The 18231-nt window shown below is 68.4% G+C and carries 13 protein-coding genes; 7 read left to right on the forward strand and 6 right to left on the reverse strand.

Features of this window, described 5'->3' with window-relative positions; all coding sequences use genetic code 11:
* Nucleotides 1-71: 71 nt before the first annotated feature.
* Nucleotides 72-965: an amidohydrolase family protein gene (locus DFR39_RS09895; protein WP_133603447.1), complete on the reverse strand. Its 894-nt coding sequence runs from the start codon at nucleotides 963-965 to the stop codon at nucleotides 72-74.
* Nucleotides 965-1837, reverse strand: coding sequence for a transposase (locus DFR39_RS09900; RefSeq protein WP_133603381.1), 873 nt, complete (start codon nucleotides 1835-1837; stop codon nucleotides 965-967). Before DFR39_RS09900 ends, DFR39_RS09895 begins: the two co-directional genes overlap by 1 nt.
* Before the next feature lie 120 nt (nucleotides 1838-1957).
* Between DFR39_RS09900 and DFR39_RS09905 the strand changes: the two genes are divergently transcribed.
* Nucleotides 1958-2875, forward strand: a complete 918-nt coding sequence (locus DFR39_RS09905) for a DUF808 domain-containing protein (protein WP_133603382.1) — start codon at nucleotides 1958-1960, stop codon at nucleotides 2873-2875.
* Here DFR39_RS09905 and DFR39_RS09910 read toward each other — a convergent pair.
* Complete coding sequence (locus DFR39_RS09910; RefSeq protein ID WP_133603383.1) at nucleotides 2863-3750, reverse strand: ion transporter; 888 nt, start codon at nucleotides 3748-3750, stop codon at nucleotides 2863-2865. The genes DFR39_RS09905 and DFR39_RS09910 overlap by 13 nt on opposite strands.
* 47 nt (nucleotides 3751-3797) lie before the next feature.
* Here DFR39_RS09910 and DFR39_RS09915 point away from each other — a divergent pair, with 47 nt between their 5' ends.
* From DFR39_RS09915 to DFR39_RS09930, 4 genes are all read left to right on the forward strand, one after another.
* The gene (locus tag DFR39_RS09915; protein WP_133603384.1) at nucleotides 3798-4037 is read left to right on the forward strand and encodes a hypothetical protein; all 240 of its coding nucleotides are present in this window, start codon (nucleotides 3798-3800) and stop codon (nucleotides 4035-4037) included.
* A 23-nt stretch (nucleotides 4038-4060) separates the two neighbouring features.
* The gene (locus DFR39_RS09920) at nucleotides 4061-4699 is read left to right on the forward strand and encodes a UPF0149 family protein (protein WP_133603385.1); all 639 of its coding nucleotides are present in this window, start codon (nucleotides 4061-4063) and stop codon (nucleotides 4697-4699) included.
* 19 nt (nucleotides 4700-4718) lie between these two features.
* On the forward strand, nucleotides 4719-6245 hold the full coding sequence (locus DFR39_RS09925) for a M48 family metalloprotease (protein ID WP_133603386.1): 1527 nt from the start codon (nucleotides 4719-4721) through the stop codon (nucleotides 6243-6245).
* A gap of 62 nt (nucleotides 6246-6307) precedes the next feature.
* Nucleotides 6308-6595 carry a hypothetical protein gene (locus DFR39_RS09930; protein WP_133603387.1) on the forward strand — a complete coding sequence of 96 codons (288 nt, stop codon included), beginning with the start codon at nucleotides 6308-6310 and terminating at the stop codon, nucleotides 6593-6595.
* A 6-nt stretch (nucleotides 6596-6601) separates the two neighbouring features.
* Here DFR39_RS09930 and uvrA read toward each other — a convergent pair whose 3' ends face one another.
* Complete coding sequence (gene uvrA, locus DFR39_RS09935) at nucleotides 6602-12352, reverse strand: excinuclease ABC subunit UvrA (RefSeq protein WP_133603388.1); 5751 nt, start codon at nucleotides 12350-12352, stop codon at nucleotides 6602-6604.
* 311 nt (nucleotides 12353-12663) lie between these two features.
* Here uvrA and DFR39_RS09940 point away from each other — a divergent pair, with 311 nt between their 5' ends.
* A complete protein-coding gene (locus DFR39_RS09940; RefSeq protein WP_133603389.1) occupies nucleotides 12664-13176 on the forward strand; it encodes a response regulator in 513 nt (170 codons plus the stop codon).
* A gap of 38 nt (nucleotides 13177-13214) precedes the next feature.
* Here DFR39_RS09940 and DFR39_RS09945 read toward each other — a convergent pair whose 3' ends face one another.
* Nucleotides 13215-16145, reverse strand: coding sequence for an HD domain-containing phosphohydrolase (locus DFR39_RS09945; RefSeq protein ID WP_162849479.1), 2931 nt, complete (start codon nucleotides 16143-16145; stop codon nucleotides 13215-13217).
* Nucleotides 16146-16290: 145 nt separating this feature from the next.
* Between DFR39_RS09945 and DFR39_RS09950 the strand changes: the two genes are divergently transcribed.
* Nucleotides 16291-17286, forward strand: a complete 996-nt coding sequence (locus DFR39_RS09950) for an extracellular solute-binding protein (protein ID WP_162849480.1) — start codon at nucleotides 16291-16293, stop codon at nucleotides 17284-17286.
* Nucleotides 17287-17313: 27 nt separating this feature from the next.
* Here the strand turns inward: DFR39_RS09950 and DFR39_RS09955 are convergent, their stop codons facing one another.
* Nucleotides 17314-18159 (reverse strand): alpha/beta fold hydrolase, encoded by an 846-nt coding sequence (locus DFR39_RS09955; RefSeq protein WP_133603392.1) that lies wholly within the window; start codon nucleotides 18157-18159, stop codon nucleotides 17314-17316.
* Nucleotides 18160-18231: the final 72 nt, after the last annotated feature.

Raw genomic sequence — 18231 nt, forward strand, 5'->3', positions numbered from 1 at the left:
CGGCTTGGCAAGCGCTGGGTTTAGGCCGGGTCTCGGCTGTCCGCGCCGGGCTGGCGCGTCGGAAGCCGGTGTCAATCCAAGCCGAACAGGGCCGCCCCATTACCCCAGGCAATCTGCCGCGCCGCTGCAGGCGGCAAGTCACCCAACCAGACGCGGGCCTGCGTCATCAGCGCCTCGTAGTACTGCCAGCGCGCATTGATCCAGGTGTCCGAGCCCAGCAGAAAGCGCCCGGGCTGCTCGCTCAGCAAGCTGCGCCAGGCCGCAGTCAGGCGCCCGTCCTCAAGCAGGCCAGGCCGGTAGGACAGCTCGCCCATCAGGCTTGGATAGCGTGCCAGCAACTCGCGCACGCGCTCAAGGGGCACGCCGCCTATGCCGGTGTGGGCCCAGATCATGCGCGCGCTGGGCGCGTGGGCCATGAGCTTCTCGATCGCCACATCGTCCACATGGGCCAGCACCAGCAAGCCGCGCTCGGCCGCCAGCTGCATCAGCTGCCGGGCCACCGGACCATCGGCATGAGCACTGTCGTAGAGATGGAACTCACCCAGGCCGCGATAGGGGCCGGCCGGCGTGCCACGCGCCAGCTCGTCCAGCACCATCTGGTAGATGCTGGCGTCGGCAAACCAGGTGTCGTAATCGGCACGGTTGCGATACAGGCGCACAAAGGGCACGAGCCGGAGTCCGGCCGCCGCCGTGGCCTCCCGCGCCGCCGCCAGACTCAAGGTGCCGGCATTGGGCCGGCTGTTGACCAGCGCCGCCCTCACGCCGCTGCGCTGCAGCCGCGCCAGCACATCCGGCAGGGGATGAGGCTGCTGCGCCTCGTAGTTGTAATGAAGATGCGCATCAAACAGCGGGCCGGCATAGGGCAAGGCCGGCGCATGCGCGCTCGGCGTCTGCGCCCAGGCCGCGCCCGCACTCAGCAGACAAAGAGCCAGACACCATGGGCCAGCGCCGCCGGCCCCTCGCATCAAGCTGCCGCTCCGTCGGCCTGCAAGGCGCGCTCATGGACCGCGATCAGGCGGCTGATGCGCGAGACCGAAAGCCCCAACTCCGCGGCCAGTGCAGTCATGGAGAAGCCGCCCTCGGTATGCGCGCGATACAGGGCCTGCTCCCGGCTGTCGCTGTCGCGCAACCACTGCGCCCAGGTCCGGGCGGACCGCCGCCCACGTGCGGCGCTGACAAGGGCGGGCCCCTGAAGCGCCCGCATGCGCCGAGCAAAGTCCGCATCACCCAGAAAAATCTGCTGACGCAGATGCGGCCAGATGTCCAGATCCGGCGCGGCCGCCAGCAGATCGGCATAGCGCTCGCCGGCCCGCCGCCGGTCGGCTGCGTTGCGCGGCATCCGGCCCAGCACATGGCCAAACAGCCCTTGCACATCCAGCCACTCGGGCGCCGGCTCCAGCCCGGTATGCGCACCAAGACTGTGCCAGGGCCAGTCCTTGCCCCGCCGCACGAGTCCGAGACGCTGCGCGCTCAGGTCCACATAGCGGCACACATCGAGCAGCAGCCGCTCGCGATCCACCAGCACGGCCTTGAAACGCCCCCTGAACAGCGCCCCTTCCCCGCCATGCCGGCGGTTGTAGCCCTGGGTGTAGACCCCGTTGAGATGGCGCATGAGGCGCGAAAGGTTGGCGCGGCGGGTGTAGAGCAGCAGCTGGTAATGGTCCGGCGCGAGGCTATAAGCCAGCAGCTGGGCATCAAAGCGCTGCAGCGCCTGCACCAGGATCGACAGGAGGCTGGTACGGTCTTCATCGTCCGCGAAGACAAGGCCACCCGCCCCTGCCAGCGTGGTGACATGGTAGACGGCGCCTGCGAACTCTATGCGTGGGGGTCTGGCCATGATGCAACTTAGGTCAGGCCGGATCGATTAGCAAGCCCTGACCCCGAGACACATCAACAAGTGGCAAAACCGCAGCGGGTTTGAGGTACAAGTATGGCCACTCCAAGACGAACGATACCCATGGCCTCCAGCCTGCTTGCCCTGCTTGACGACATCACGACCGTGCTGGATGACGTGGCCCTGCTGTCCAAGCTGGCCGCCAAGAAAACCAGCGGTGTTCTCGGTGATGACCTGGCCCTGAATGCGCAGCAGGTGTCAGGTGTTGCGGCCGAGCGGGAACTGCCGGTGGTCTGGGCGGTGGCCAAGGGTTCGCTGATCAACAAGGCGATCCTGGTGCCGGCGGCCCTGCTGATCAGCGCCTTCGCACCCTGGGCCGTGACCCCGCTGCTGATGCTGGGCGGTGCCTTCCTCTGCTTTGAGGGCTTTGAGAAACTGGCCCACAAGTTTCTGCACGCCGCGAGCGAGACCGCTCAGGAGCAGGACGCGCTGCGCCACGCCCTGGCCGATCCGCAAGTGGATCTGGTGGCCTTTGAGCGCGACAAGATCCGCGGCGCCGTGCGTACCGATTTCATCCTTTCGGCCGAGATCATTGCCATCACCCTGGGCACGGTCGCCGGCGCCGACTTCATGACCCGGCTGCTGGTGCTCTCGGGCATCGCGCTCTTGATGACCGTGGGGGTTTACGGGCTGGTGGCTGGCATCGTGAAACTGGACGACGCCGGCTTGGCCCTGAGCCGCCGTCCGGCCACGGCCGGTCTGGGCCGGTCCATCCTGATCGCGGCGCCGTGGTTGATGAAGGCACTGTCGGTGGCGGGTACCGCCGCCATGTTCCTGGTGGGCGGCGGCATCCTGACCCATGGTCTGCCCGGCGCGCATGAGCTGATCCAGTATGCGGTGGAGGCGCTCGGTGTCAGCGGCGGGCTGCAGAGCCTGGTGGAACTGCTGGCCGATGCCCTGACCGGCGTTCTGGCCGGCGCCCTGATCGTGGGCGCGCTGAGCCTGATCCAGCGCCTGCGCGCTCGGCCTCACTCCCGCTGATAGGGCGGCAGCGCGGCGCCGCAGTCGCGGCAAAAGCGCGCCTCGGGCAGATGCCCCTCGCTCAGGCAGGCATGGCAGCTGCGGGTGGTGGCCGGCCGATCACGGCGCGCCGCCGTCATCTCGGCCGTGACGATACCGGTGGGCACGGCCAGAACGCCCCAACCCAGCAGCATCATGCAGGAGGCAATCGCGCGCCCGAGATCGGTCTTGGGCGTGATGTCCCCGAAGCCCACCGTGGTCATGGTGGTGATGGCCCAGTAGATGCTGGCCGGGATGCTGGTGAAGCCGTTGGCCGGCCCCTCGACCACATACATCACGGTGCCCATGATCACCACCACCATCAGCACCACGGAGATGAAGACCTGGATCTTGCGGGCACTGGCGCGCAGGGCCTGTGCCAGCATGGCGTACTCCGCCACATAGGCGCTGAGCTTGAGCACCCGGAACACCCTCAGCAGACGCAGCACCCGCACATCCACCAGGGCGTAAAGCTCCGGAACCAGCAAGGCCAGATAGGTCGGCAGCACCGCCAGCAGATCCACCACGCCGTAGAAGCTGCGGGCATAGCGCCAGGGGTGGCGCACACAAGCCAGGCGCAACAGGTATTCGAGGGTGAAGATGGCCGTAAGCAGATACTCCACCACATTGAAAAGCTCGCCGAAGCGGGCGTCGATGGCGGCCACGCTCTCCAGCATCACCACCAGCACGCTGAACAGCACCAGGGCGATCAGGCCGAGATCGAAAGCACGCCCGGCACGCGTATCCGCCTCGAAGATGATGGTGTAGGCCTTCAAGCGCCAGCCCGAGAGGGGGCGGCCCAGGCGCTGCGCCTCGGGGCTGGCGGACGCGGGCGGGGTGTCGGTATTCTTGGGCATGGCGCCGCACTGTAGCGGCTGCGCCCGCCATCGCCGAGAATCACGCCATGAAGACGCACCAGATCGAGATCCAGAAGTTCAAGGCCGCCTCCAACACCAACAACGGCCTGGTGATGTTCAAGGTGGATGCCCTGGTGAGCCCCAAGCAGGCGCTGGACGGCATCGAACCCAGCAGCATCATCAGCCTGACCGAGGCCAACGCCCGGGTGCTGATGGCCCTGCTCAAGACCCAGATCGCCGAGTTCGACGCCAAGAAGCCCAAGAGCCGCCACGGCCGCCACGGCTGATTTCACCCCCCAATCGCACAGCCATGGAATATCCGCGCTACAACCCCGCCTCCGACAATCTGCCCCTGTCGGACGACGAACTCAATCTGCTGGACGATATGCTCGCGGCCCTGCCCAGCGATGCCGCCCTCAATATCGAAGCCCTGGATGGCTACCTCTCGGCCCTGCTGCTGAGCCCGCGGCCCCTGCCCGAATTGCCGGGCGCGGCCTGGCTGCCCACGGTCTGGGGGGGTGACGGGGCCGATGGCCTGGCCCCCTTCGCCAGCGGCAAGCAGCGCAAAAAGCTCAGCCTGCTGGTCTTGCGTCATCTGCACGGCATCGCCTGCCAGCTGACCCAGCGGCCGGAGGCCTGGGAGCCCATCTTCAGCGTTGCCGAGCAAGAAGACGGCGCGGAGCTGGTCGATGCCGAAGACTGGTGCACCGGCTTTATGATCGCCGTGGACCAGGACGCCACAGCCTGGGAGCCTCTGTTCGAGCGGACCAAGACCGCTGCGGCCCTGGCACCCATCGCCCTGCTGGGTGGCGACGAGTCCCAGCTCAGCCCCGAGGAGCGCTCGCGCCTGCAGGATCTGAACTGGCGCGACGCGCTCAGCCGCGAGGTGCCCGAGAGCGTGCTGACGCTGTGGACTCAGCGCCAGGCTCCCCAGGACGGGGCCGCCTGAGCCGAAAGGGCGCCAAGGCATGATCGAGTCTGTGGCGGCGCGCCCTGCACGGGCGCTGGGTTTGGCGCTGGCCGTGCTGCTCGCCGGTTGCGGCAGCACCGTGGTCAACCCTGTCAGCGGCCGGGCCGAGCGCACGGTCATGAACCTGAGCCAGGAGCTGGAGCAGGGGCGGCGCGCCCACCAGTCGGTGCTCAAGGAGTACGGCACACTCCAGAACCCGGCCCTGCAGGCCTATGTGAACACGCTGGGCCAGAAGCTGGCCGCCCAGTCGCACCGGGCGGAGCTGGAGTGGCACTTCACGGTGCTGGACAGCCCCGAGGTCAATGCCTTTGCCCTGCCCGGCGGCTATGTCTACGTGACCCGCGGCCTCATGGCCTATATGGAGAGCGAGGCCGATCTGGCAGGGGTCATCGGGCATGAGATCGGCCATGTCACGGCACGCCACGGCGCCCAGCGCGCCACCCGCCAGCAAAACGCCGGCCTGGGCGTGCTGGCAGCGACCGTGCTGGGCGCGGTGCTGGAGTCGCGGGGCGTGGGCGGCGCCACCGATCTGGCCGGCCAGGTCTCACAGGGCGTGGCGGCCGGCTATGTGGCGGCCTACAGCCGCGAGCAGGAGCTGCAGGCCGATCAGCTAGGGGCCGAATACCTCTCGCGCAGCCATTACGACCCGAGGCATATGATCGATGTGATCCAGGTGCTCAAGGACCAGGAGCGCTTTGCGGCCGACCAGGCCCGGGCCCAAGGTCGGCCAGCCCCCAGCGGCGGCGGCTGGCTGGCCAGCCACCCCAGCAATGAGGAGCGCCTGCAGCGCATCCGGGACGAGGCGGCCACACTGGCCGGGAACTCCGGCACCAAGCCGCTGGACGAAGGACGTAGCGCCTTTCTCAAGGCCATCGAGGGCATGCCCTATGGCGACAGCCCGGCCCAGGGCCTGGTGCGCGGGCGCCAGTTCCTGCACCCGGAGCTGGATATCGCCCTGACGGCGCCTGAGGGCTGGCAGATCCAGAATGGCACCGAGACCTTGACCCTGATGGCCCCGGGCCGCGACGCCGCCCTGCAGCTCCAGGCCCTGCCGCCCCGGGCCACCGGCTCGCACGAGGCCATCCTGCGTCAATGGGGGGCCGAGCAGGGCCGCACCGAGAGCCGCCGCATCAACGGCCTGGCCGCCACCCAGTTCAGCGGCTGGCGCCGCAACGCCCAGGGACAGCGCAGCATGGCCGAGCTGACCCTGATCACCAGCAGCAAGGGTCAGGTCTATGCCCTGAGTCCGCTGGCCCGCGACGCCCAGGCCCTTCAACAGCAGCGCATGGCACTGCGCCAGAGCGTGGAGAGCTTCCGCTCGCTCAGCGCCGAGGACCGCCAGCTGGCCCGCCCCTGGCGGATTGCGCTCAAGCCCTTCCCCGCCGGTGGTTTTGCCGAGCTGGCCAAGGGCTCGGTCCTCAGTGAGGCCCGGCTGCGCCTGCTCAACGGGCGCTACGGCGATGCACGCACGCCGCCGGCCACCGGTCGCCTCGTCAAGGTGGTGGTAGCGGGCCCCGCCCCTTAACCCCCCCAAGAAAGCGTCAACAGGGCGGGGCTTCTGGGCTAGCATGCCAAGACATCGCCGCCATGACCATGCCACTGCTCCACACGATTCTCGCCAGCCTGGGCCTGCTGATCTGTCTGGCCCTGGCCCTGCACATGATGCTGGGTCCGGCTCAGCGCCAGCGCCTGGCCAGGCTGGGCGATCGTCTGGTGCAGGCGCTGCAGCGGCCCTTTGACAAACGCGAACGCCGCCGCCAGGCGCACCGCGAGGCCCAGGCCGCCATCGAGCGTGCCCGCCGCGGCAGCGCGCGCGAGGGCGAGTGGGACGGCAATGTCTACCGTCCCAAGCAGTTCGACAAGCGCAAGGACTGAGGCCTCTCAGCCCAAGACCTGGCCGCGACTCAGCACCGGCTTGAGCGCCTGCCCGGTGTGGCTGCCCGAGGCCACCACGGCCTCCGGCGTGCCGGCCACCACCACCGAGCCACCGGCGCTGCCGCCCTCGGGGCCCATGTCAATGACCCAGTCGGCCTCGGCGATCACATCCAGGTCGTGCTCGATCACCACCACCGAGTGGCCGCCCGCCACCAGGCGGTGCAGCACGCGGATCAGCTTCTCCACATCGGCCATGTGCAGGCCCACGGTGGGTTCGTCCAGCACATAGAGGGTGTGGGGCGCCTTCTGGCCGCGGCGCGTGACGTCGTCGCGCACCTTGACCAGCTCGGATACCAGCTTGATGCGCTGCGCCTCGCCGCCCGAGAGCGTGGGGCTGGGCTGGCCCAGGGTGAGGTAGCCCAGGCCCACATCCTTGAGCAGCTGCAGCGGGTGGGCAATGTTCGGCATGGAGGCGAAGAACTCCACCGCCTCGTCCACCTCCATGGCCAGCACATCGCCGATGCTCTTGCCGCGCCAGCTCACGCCCAGGGTCTCGGGGTTGAAGCGCTGGCCGTGGCACTGGTCGCAGAGCACCTTCACATCGGGCAGGAAGCTCATCTCGATGGTCTTCATGCCCTGGCCCTCGCAGCCGGGGCAGCGGCCCTCACCGGTGTTGAAGCTGAAACGGCCCGGTGCATAGCCGCGCGCCTTGGCCTCCAGGGTCTCGGCGAAGAGCTTGCGGATCGCGTCCCAGAAGCCGATATAGGTGGCCGGGCAGCTGCGCGGGGTCTTGCCGATGGGGGTCTGGTCCACCTCCAGCACCCGGTCCACCTGCTGGTGACCCACGATGCCGGCGCAGCCGCTCCACTGGGCCGGGTCCTTGCGCAGGGGCACGGCCACGGCCATATTGGCCAGCAGCACATCGCGCGCCAGGGTGCTCTTGCCCGAGCCCGAGACGCCGGTGATGGCCACCAGGCGGTGCAGGGGCACGTCCACCGTCACCTGGCGCAGATTGTGCAGATCGGCGGCCAGCACGCTGAGCTTCGGGCCCTCGGCCTCGATGGGGCGGCGCTCCTGCAGCGGGTGCAGCAGGGGCTTCGCCAGGAAGCGGCCTGTGAGCGAGTCGGCATGGGCGGCCAGCTCGGCCGCCGTGCCCTGGGCAATGACCTGGCCGCCGCGCTTGCCGGCGCCGGGGCCGATGTCGATGATGTGGTCGGCACGGCGTATGGTGTCCTCGTCATGCTCCACCACCACCAGGGTGTTGCCCTTGTCGCCCAGGGTGGACAGGGCCTTGAGCAGGATCTGGTTGTCGCGCGGATGCAGGCCGATGGTGGGCTCGTCCAGCACATAGCAGACGCCCTGCAGATTGCTGCCCAGCTGGGCCGCCAGCCGGATGCGCTGGGCCTCGCCGCCCGAGAGCGTGGGCGCGGCCCGGTCCAGCGTGAGGTAGCCCAGGCCCACCTCCTCCAGAAACTCCAGCCGGCCGCGGATCTCGCTGAGCACATCGCGCGCGATATCGGCCTCGCGCCCGCTCAGGCGCAGGCCCTCCACCCAGGCGCGGGCCTGGCCCACGCTCCAGGAGGCCACGCTGCTGATCGACTGGTCCTCGAAGCTGACCGAGCGCGCGGCCGGGTTCAGGCGCGCGCCCTGGCAGTCCGGGCAGGGCTGGTCGACCAGGCCCTCGATCTCGGCTTCCTCGGCCGGGAAGCTCTGCTCACGCCCCTTGTTGTCCTTGTCCTGCACCGAATCGTCCAGTGCCTTGCGCTGCTCGCGGGTCAGGGCAAGACCTGTCCCCACGCAGCTGCTGCACCAGCCATGCTTGCTGTTGTAGCTGAACATGCGCGGATCCAGCTCGGGGTAGCTGGTGCCGCAGCTCGGGCAGGCGCGCTTGGTGGAGAAGACCTTGATCTGGCCCAGGCCCGCGGTACTGCGGCCGGCCTTGATGGCGTCCTGCAGCCCGTCCAGGGGGGCGAGCAGATGCAGCACGCCCTTGCCATGGTCCAGGGCCTTGGCGAGCAGCTCGCGCAGCTCGGCCTCCTTGTCGGGGCTGATCACCAGATCGCCCACCGGCAGCTCCAGCGTGTGCTCCTTGAAGCGGTCCAGGCGCGGCCAGGGCGCGGTGGGCAGGAACTCGCCGTCCACCCGCAGATGGCTGTGGCCGCGGGCCTTGGCCCATTTGGCCAGGTCGGTATAGAGGCCCTTGCGGTTGACCACCAGGGGCGCGAGCAGGCCCACATGCTGGCCCTTGTAGTCGCGCAGCAGCTGGGCCGCGATGGACTCCACACTCTGCGGCTTGACCGGCGTGCCGTCGTGCACGCAGTGCTGCACGCCCAGCTTCACATAAAGCAGACGCAGGAAATGCCAGACCTCGGTGGTGGTGGCCACCGTGCTCTTGCGGCCGCCGCGCGAGAGGCGCTGCTCGATGGCCACGGTGGGCGGAATGCCCCAGACCGCGTCCACCTCGGGCCGGCCCGCCGGCTGCACGATGGAGCGGGCATAGGCGTTGAGCGACTCCAGATAGCGGCGCTGGCCCTCGTTGAAGAGGATGTCGAAGGCCAGGGTGCTCTTGCCCGAGCCCGAGACGCCGGTGATCACATTGAACTTGCCGCGCGGGATGCTCACGTCCACCGACTTCAGATTGTGCTCGCGGGCATTGACGATGCGGATGGCCTCCTCGGTCGCGGCGCGGCGCGCGCGCACCACGCTCTGCAAGGGTCGGCCCTCCTCCACCGCCTGGGCCGGGCGGTCCATGGCGCGGGCGTACTCGCGCAGTGCGGCCGCGGTGTGGGAGCGCGGATGCTCCTTGAGCTCTTCGGGCGTGCCCTGGGCCACCAGCTCGCCACCGTCCTCGCCACCCTCGGGGCCCAGGTCGATGACCCAGTCGGACGCGCGGATCACGTCCAGGTTGTGCTCGATCAAGATCAGGGAATGGCCGGCCGCCAGCAGCTTGCGCATGGCGCGCATCAGCTTGGCGATGTCGTCGAAATGCAGGCCGGTGGTGGGCTCGTCGAACAGGAAGAGCGTGCCCTTCTTGGCCACGGCCTGGCGGGTCTTGCTGGCGCTGGCCGCGGCCTCGGCCAGGAAGCCGGCCAGCTTCAGGCGCTGGGCCTCGCCACCGGAGAGCGTGGGCACGGGCTGGCCCAGCTTCACATACTCCAGGCCCACGTCCACGATGGGCTGCAGCTTGGCCACCACCTCGCGGTCCTCGCGGAACAGATGCACGGCCTCGCTCACCGTCAGCTCCAGCACATCGGCCACGCTGAGCTCGCGCTGGCCGCGGCCGAGCTTGGCGTCCAGCAGCTCGGCGCGGTAGCGGCGGCCGTCGCAGTCGGGGCAGCGCAGGTAGACGTCGGAGAGGAACTGCATCTCCACATGCTCGAAGCCCGAGCCGCCACAGGTGGGGCAGCGGCCGTCGCCGGCATTGAAGGAGAAGAAACCCGCGGTATAGCCGCGCTCCTTGGACAGGGGCAACTCGGCGAAGAGCTTGCGGATCTCGTCGAAGGCGCCCACATAGCTGGCGGGGTTGGAGCGCGCGGTCTTGCCGATGGGCGACTGGTCCACGAAGACGGCATCGGCCAGATGATCCGCCCCCAGCAGACGGTCATGCGCGCCCGGGGCCTCGGTGGCCTGGCCGAAATGGCGGGCCAGGGCAGGATAGAGCACGTCCTGCATCAGGGTGCTCTTGCCCGAGCCCGACACGCCGGTCACCGCCACCATGCGCTGCAGCGGGAACTCCACGCTGAGGTTCTTGAGGTTGTGCTCGCGCGCCCCCTCCAGGATGAGCTTGGGCGTGCTGGCCTCCACCGGGCGCTTGAGGCCCATGCCCACATGCTTGCGCGCGCCCAGGTAGGCGCCGGTGAGCGTGTCGGCCGCGCGGATCTGCTCGGGCGTGCCGTCAAAGACGATGGCCCCGCCCTTCTCGCCGGGGCCTGGGCCCATATCGATCAGGCGGTCGGCCGCCAGCATCACGGCCGGGTCATGCTCCACCACCACCAGGGTGTTGCCCGCATCGCGCAGGCGGCGCATGGCCACCACGATGCGGTCCATATCGCGCGGGTGCAGGCCGATGCTGGGCTCGTCCAGCACGAAGAGGGTGTTGACCAGGGAGGTGCCCAGGGCCGTGGTCAGGTTGATGCGCTGCACCTCGCCGCCGCTGAGCGTGCGGCTCTGGCGGTCCAGGGTCAGGTAGCCGATGCCCACATCGCAGAGGTATTTGAGCCGGTTGCGGATCTCGTCCAGCAGCAGCTTGAGCGCCTCGTCCAGCAGGGTGCTGGGCAGCTGCAGCTCGTCCATGAAGCGGCGTAGCCGGTGCAGGGGCAGCAGCATCATGTCGTGCAGGGACAGACCCGGCAGGGCCTCCAGCTGCTCGCGGCTCCAGTCCACGCCGGCCGGCAGCACGCGCTGCGTGGGCGCCAGCACCGCATCGGCCAGGGTCTTGGAGCCCACACGCCAGAGCAGGGCCTCGGTCTTGAGCCGGGCCCCGCGGCAGCTGGGACATTCGGTATAGCTGCGGTACTTGGACAAGAGCACGCGGATGTGCATCTTGTAGGCCTTGCTCTCCAGATAGTCGAAGAAGCGCTTGACCCCGTACCACTGCTTGTTCCAGTTGCCGTTCCAGGCCGGGCTGCCGTTGACCACCCAGTCGCGCTGGGCGGTGGTGAGCTGGTTCCAGGCCGTGTCGCGCGGGATGCCGGCCTCGCCGGCGTACTTCATCAGATCGTCCTGGCATTCCTTCCAGGCCGGGGTCTGCATGGGCTTGATGGCGCCGCCGCGCAGGGTCTTCTTCTCGTCCGGGATCACCAGGCCCAGGTCCACGCCGATCACGCGGCCGAAACCGCGGCAGCTCTCGCAGGCGCCCATGGCGGAGTTGAAGCTGAACAGGGCCGGCTGCGGCTCCTGGTAGCGCAGATCGCTGTCGGGGCAGTGCAGGCCGGTGGAGTAGCGCCAGAGCTCGGGCTCGGGGCCTGGGCCGTTCGCCGGGCCGCTCCCAAGAACGGCCGCGTCCCCTTCGGGGACCGCCTGCGTACTCGCGGGCGAGGGGCTGGATTCCGCGGGCAGCACATAGACATTGAGCCGGCCGCTGCCGCGCTTGAGCGCCAGCTCGATGGCCTCCATGGCGCGCTGCTTGTCGGCGCCCTGGATGCGAAAGCGATCGGCCACCACATCCAAAAGCTTGCGCGGTCCGGTGGGCGTGGCCAGCTCACGCTCGGCCTGGATGCGCGTGAAGCCACTGGCCGAGAGCCACTGCTGCACCTGCTCGGCCGAGGTGTTGGCCGGCAGCTCCACCGGAAAAGTGAGTATCAGCCTGGGATCATTGGTAAGCGTTCGTTGCAGCAGCTCGGCATAAATCGTCTGCGCCGTGTCGTGGCGCACGGGCCGGGCGGTCTGCTTGTCGAAGAGCTCGGCGGCGCGGGCGAACAGCAGCTTCAGGTGATCGTTGAGCTCCGTCATGGTGCCCACGGTGGAGCGGCTGGTGCGCACCGGATTGGTCTGGTCGATGGCAATGGCCGGCGGCACGCCGTCCACCTTGTCCACCGCCGGGCGGTCCATGCGGTCCAGGAACTGGCGCGCATAGGCGCTGAAGGTCTCCACATAGCGGCGCTGACCCTCGGCATAGAGGGTGTCGAAGACCAGGCTGGACTTGCCGGAGCCGCTGGGCCCGGTGACCACGGTCAGCTCGCCGGTCCTGATGTCCAGGTCCAGATTCTTCAGATTGTGTTGACGCGCGCCGCGGATGCGGATCTGACCTTCTGACATGGCGGTGAGGGCTCGGGAAGCAGGACGCAGCATTCTAGGGAGGGCCGGCGCCAAAGCTGTCAGCAGGCCCATAGGGCCCACACAAGCGCTCGCTGCAGGACCCGGACGGCCTGTCAAGTCCCGCCTGTCGGTGGATCAACGGCCGTTGCGCCAGGACCCCGGCCGGGCAACAATGGCCCCAGGGCCGGATCCTCGAGACAGTTCTCGAGGCCGAGCGGCGGATCAGCCGCGTACGGCCACGGGTGCAAGACCGCAAGGCCACCGCCAGTGTGGGGGCGGCGGCGCCCAGGGAGAGGATCAAGAGGCCCGGAATGAGCATGACACAAGCCCCGCCACCGCTGGCCCCAGGCAAGGCGGTTTCTGCCGCCCAAGACATGTCGGGCCCGGATTCGGACGGACGGTCCGCGGTCGAGCGGCCCGCAGTCGCCCCTGCCGGCGCGGCCTCGGTGCTGCTGGTCGAGGACAACCATATCAATCAGGTCGTGGCCCTGGAGTTCCTCAGCCTCATGGGTCTGAGCGCCCGGCTGGCCGAGAATGGGCAGGATGCCCTGCGGCAATGCCAGGAACTGGCGCCCGATCTGGTGCTGATGGACATTCAGATGCCCGGCATGGACGGGCTGGAATGTGCGCGCCGCCTGCGCGAGTTGCAGCGCGAAGGGCTGCTGCCGGACTTTCCCATCCTGGCGCTCACCGCTCACGCCCTGGAGGCCGATGTGCAGGCCAGCCTCGCGGCCGGCATGAATGAGCACCTGACCAAGCCCCTGGACTTCGTGTCACTGCGCGGCCGCCTGGGGCGCTGGCTCCGGCTCCCGGATCAAATCTGAGCGCCGGCCGCCGCGGCACGGCCTCGGCCAGCAGGCGCTCATGCCGCCACCGGGCTTTCGGCCGGGGGCGGGGGCAGATAGTCTTCGATGCGGACCGCATCGATCTGATCCGGCTTGAGGTACTTCTGCGCGTAGTCCTGCCAGACGCCCGAGCGCAGGAAGAGCTCGAACAGGTCCGGGTCGATGTGCTGGTCCTTGACCATGAACTTCATGATGCGAAGGGATTCGGCCAGGGTCTTGGCCTTTTTGTACGGGCGATCGGAGGCAGTCAAGGCCTCGAAGATGTCGGCAATCGCCATCATGCGCGCGACCGGGCTCATCTGAGCCCCTTGCAGGCGCTTGGGATAGCCCGTGCCGTCCATCTTCTCGTGATGGCCGCCCGCGATCTCGGGCACCTCGCGCAGATGCTTGGGGAAAGGCAGGTTGGCCAGCATCCTTATGGTCTGGATGATGTGCTCGTTGATCTTGTAGCGGTCTTCCTCGGTCAGGGTGCCGCGCGAGATGCTGAGGTTGTGCAACTCGCCCTTGTCGTAAAGCAGCGCCGGCTTCGCCATCTGTATGCCCAGACCGGCAAAGGGGTCCACGGTCTCGGGGCTGCGCTCCACGCGGTGCTCGGGCTTGTCGGCCAGCAGCGCTTCCTCCACGGGCAGGGGCGGCGCGGCCGACCTGTTCTTGCGCTGCAATTCCTCGGACGAGATGCCCATGCGGTCATCCAGGGTGCGCAGCCAGGTCCGTGCAGCGATGGCACGCAGGCGCTCGACCTTCTCGGGCGCCATGAACTCCCCACCCTCGTTGCAGACGCAGACGAAGGCAAAGTCCGCGTCCAGCTGAGCCAGCTCGTCGCGCAAGCGCTGCTGCACGGTCTCGGCGTCCTGGCCGGCCAACTGGTCTCGCAGCGCCTGGATCTGCGCATCGCGCTTGAGCACCTCGAAGCGCATGCGCACCTCGTGAATGCGGTCGTAGATGCACTCCAGCTTGGTGGCCTTGTCCACCACAAACTCGGGCGTGGTGATCTTGCCGCAGTCATGCAGCCAGGCTGCCACGTGCACGGCCTCCCAGCCGTTCTCGTCCAGGTCAAAGTCGCGCCAACGCCCCTCGGTCTGCTCGCAGGCCGCGCGGGCCAGCATCTTGGTCAGCTCGGGCACGCGCTCGCAATGGCCACCGGTATAGGGGCTCTTGGAATCGATGGCACCAGCGATCAGGCGGATGAAGGCCTCGAACAATTCCTTCTGGCTGTGTATCAGTTCGCGGGTCTCCAGGGTGCTGGCGGCCGTGCCCGAGAGCGCCCGCACAAAGGTGATGGGCCCGACGTCGAAGGCCGCCTCGCCCAGCAGCAGCAGGCAGCCCACCGGTTCGCCCTTGCGCGTGACCAGGGGCACGGCCAGGGCGTGGCCCGGGCCTGACGGTGCTTGAGCGGCCGGCAGGCCCAGGGCTTGGCGGCTGGCCGGGTCGAGCGGCTGCTGCACGGTCTGCAGCGCACTCAGGGCGCGCACCGGCAGGCTGTCCTCCGTGAGCGCAAATGCGGGCAGGGCCTGCGGTGACAGGTCTTGCCCCGGCAGCAGGACGGCACCGGGCCGCAGCTGGCCGTGATCCGCCAGGTAGAGCACGCCGCCTTCGGCCTTGACCGCAGCGCAGGTTTCGCTCAGCAGCAATTGCAGCAGCTTGTCGAAGTTCTGCTCGCTGGACACCGTTTCGCTCAGATTCAGGAAGCGCCGGATGGTGAGCTTCATGCTGTCTATGGTCTCTTCCAGCTCATGCACCTCGCGGATGATGGTGTTGCTCCGGCTCTGGGCGGAAAAGTCGAAGCGCTGGATCTTGCGTGCCACCTCGGCCACATGGCGGATGGGGCGCGCGATACGGCGCGAGAGCCACACCACCAGCAGGGCGGCGAGCACCACCGCCAGGGCGTTCCAGGCGATCTCCTGGCGCCGTTGCGCATGGGCATCGGCCATCAGCTCCTGGTCGGGCACGGCGATGATGAGGCGCAGATCCAGCCCGCCCGGCGCCTTCACACCCGTGATGGCCGTGTGCCAGAGCTGGCCACCCAAGTCCTCCACGCCCCGCTGCGGCTCACCCTGCGCGCTGGCTTGCAGCTTGGCGTCCAGCCCGGCCGCAAAGGGCAGTGGCAGCTGGGCCAGCGTGAGCAGACGAAAGCCGCCATCGGGCTGTACCGTGTAGACGGCATTCGCGGCATCCGAGTGCGCCAGCAACTGCCCATCGGGCAAGACCAGGGCCATATAGGAGCCGGGAGTGATCCTGAGCTGCTTCAGCATGGCGCCCAGGGATTCGACGCTCACATCGGCGCCCACCACCGTGCGCGAGTTCTCCACCGGCGCGGAGATCGTCAGCCCCACCTGCTTGGTGGTGAAGAACACATAGGGCTTGCCCGCCACGGTCTGACCGGCGCGAAAGGCCTCACGGTACCAACCACGGCTGCGCGGGTCGTAGCCCTGGGCATAGGCCGGCCTCTCTTCCTCACGCAGGCTGTTGAGCTCCTCGTCCATGAAGGAGAAGTGCCCCTGGGCCGGCGCGGCCGCGCGGTTGATGGTCTGCAGGATGTAACGGGTTCCTTCGGGCGCCTCGAAGAGCTTGAGCTGCCCCTCGTTGCGCAGCCGGCGCACCAGGAACATATCGCCGCTGCCATAGCCCACGAACACCGCCTCCAGGGCCTCGGAGGAGCGCAGGGCCTGCTTGAGCAGGGGCAGCAGCTCGGTCACGCTTTGCTGGGACTGCGGCGGAGGCAGGCGGCTGCGGCTCAGCATATTCGCCGCCAGGCTGGCGCTCTCGATGCCACGGGCGAGCTCCAGCCCCGCCTCGCGCGAGGCCGAGCTGATGCGGTCCTGCGCATGGCCGATCATGGTGGCCGTGGTGCTGCGATAGCGTTGCAGGCCGATGGCCAGGGCCGAGAGCACAAAGACCACCACGAACAGGGTCGACAAATGGATGTGTATGGGCCAACGCCAGCGCATAGGAGCTCCTTGTGCCGCCTTTGATCTTACTTGGCGCCCTCCCCCACGCCTTTGTACCCACATTGAATTCCGGCCCGGCTTCGCTATATTGCGGCCGATGAGCTCCCAGCCTACGGCCTACCGGCCTCTCCTGCGCGCAGCCGGCATGGCTGTCCTGATCGGCATGGCGCTGTTGTCAGCGGCCCGGGCCGACAAGCTCATCGTCTACTCAAGCGCCGATGCCGACGCCCTGGACAGCTTTGCCAAGGCCTTTGCCAAGGCCCATCCCCAGGTGGCCGTGGAGTGGGTGCGAGCCTCCACCGGCGTGCTTCAGAAACGCATGCTGGAGGAGCGCGAAGCGCTGAAGGCCGACGTCATCTTTGCCCACACCGCCGCCAATATGATCGAGCTGGACAAGCTCGGTCTGCTGCAAGCCCTGCAACCCACAGGGCTGGAGCGGGTGGGCGGCCGCTATCTGGACACCCAGGACCCGCCGCGCTGGATCGGGCTTTACACCTGGTCCACCGCCATGTGCTGGAACACTGCGGGGACCACCCAGTCCAAGCTGGAGCGCCCCAAGACCTGGCAGGACTTGCTGAAACCCGCCCTCAAGGGCCGGGTGGTCATGCCCGATCCGGTGTACTCGGGTACCGGCGCCATGATGGTCACCGGCTGGGTTCGCACCATGGGCGAGGCCAAGGCCTGGGCCTTTATGGACCAGCTGCACCAGCAGGTTTCGCAGTACACGCGCTCGGGGAGCAAGCCCTGCGAGATGGCCGCGGCGGGCCAGACGCAGCTGGGCCTGTCCTTTCCGGGGCGTGGGGCGCGCATCAAGGAAGCCGGCGGCGCGATCGATGTGCTGATCCCGGAGGACGGCACGGCCTGGGATCTGCAGGCCATCGCCGTCAACCGCAAGACGCGCAAGCAGGCCGAGGCCATGAAGCTGGTCGAATGGGCCTTGAGCACGCCGGCCATGGAGGCCTTTGCCCGCTATGGCGAAGTCACCTCGGTCAAGGTCAGGGTGCAGAAGCTGCCCCATCTGCCCCCCAATATTCCCGAGCGCATGATCGCGCAGGACTTCGACTGGCTCAGCAGCCAGCGCGCACGCATCCTGGGCGAATGGCAGAAGCGCTACGCCGGCAAGACCGAGCCCGCGCCCTGAACGCGCCCGCAGCCCAGGGCACGCTGCTCAGGCCGCCTCCAGAAAGCGCTCCACCAGGGCGAACTGCTCCGGCACATTGAGCGCCGGTGCATGACCGCAGCCCGCAATGGTGGCCACCACCGCGCGCGGACCGCGCTGGCGCATGGCCTCGGCGGTTTCGGCCAGCAGCAGGTCCGAGTCCTCACCACGCAGGCAGAGCACGGGCAGGTTCAGGCTGTCCCAGGCGTCCCACAAATCATAGTCCTGGGGGTGCGCGATGAACTGCCGCACCATGGCCGGGTCGTAGTGCGGGGTGACGCGGCCATCGGGCAGACGGCGCACCGAGGTCTCGGTGAGCTGACGCCACTGGACGTCGCTGAGCCAGCCATAGGGCTTGTAGACCTGACGGAAATACTGCTCCAGCTCGCTGACGGTGTCGAAGGCCGAGGGTTGCCCGGCATAGCTGCGTATGCGCGCGATGGCCGGCGCCGCCAGCTCGGGGCCGTTGTCATTGAGCACCAGGCGGCGAATACGGCCTCGCAGGCTGGTGGCCGCGGCCAGGGTGCCGATGGCGCCGCCCATGGACGTGCCCACCCAGTGGAACTGCTGCAGGCCCAGCTGATCCACCAGGGCGGTAGCCAGCTTCACATAGAAGTCCAGGCAGTACTCGCGATCGGGCTCGGGGCTCCATTGCGAGAGGCCGCGGCCTATCGTGTCCGGCGCGATCACGCGATAGCGGCTGCTCAGATGGCGGGCCAGCTCGTCCATATCGCGGCCGGTGCGTGCCAGGCCATGCCAGGCGATCACGGTCTCGGCATGCTCTGAGCCCCACTCGACATAGTGGATCTCACGGCCGTGGCAGCTCAGGTAGTGGGAGCTGGGACTGGCAGACATGGTGGGGCTCCTCTTCTTTTGGGTATCCAGTGGGGGGCCGCAGCCGGGCCTGAGGGCAGGCACGGCCGCGGC

This window comes from Roseateles asaccharophilus (genome assembly GCF_004362405.1).
GTDB lineage: Bacteria > Pseudomonadota > Gammaproteobacteria > Burkholderiales > Burkholderiaceae_C > Kinneretia > Kinneretia asaccharophila.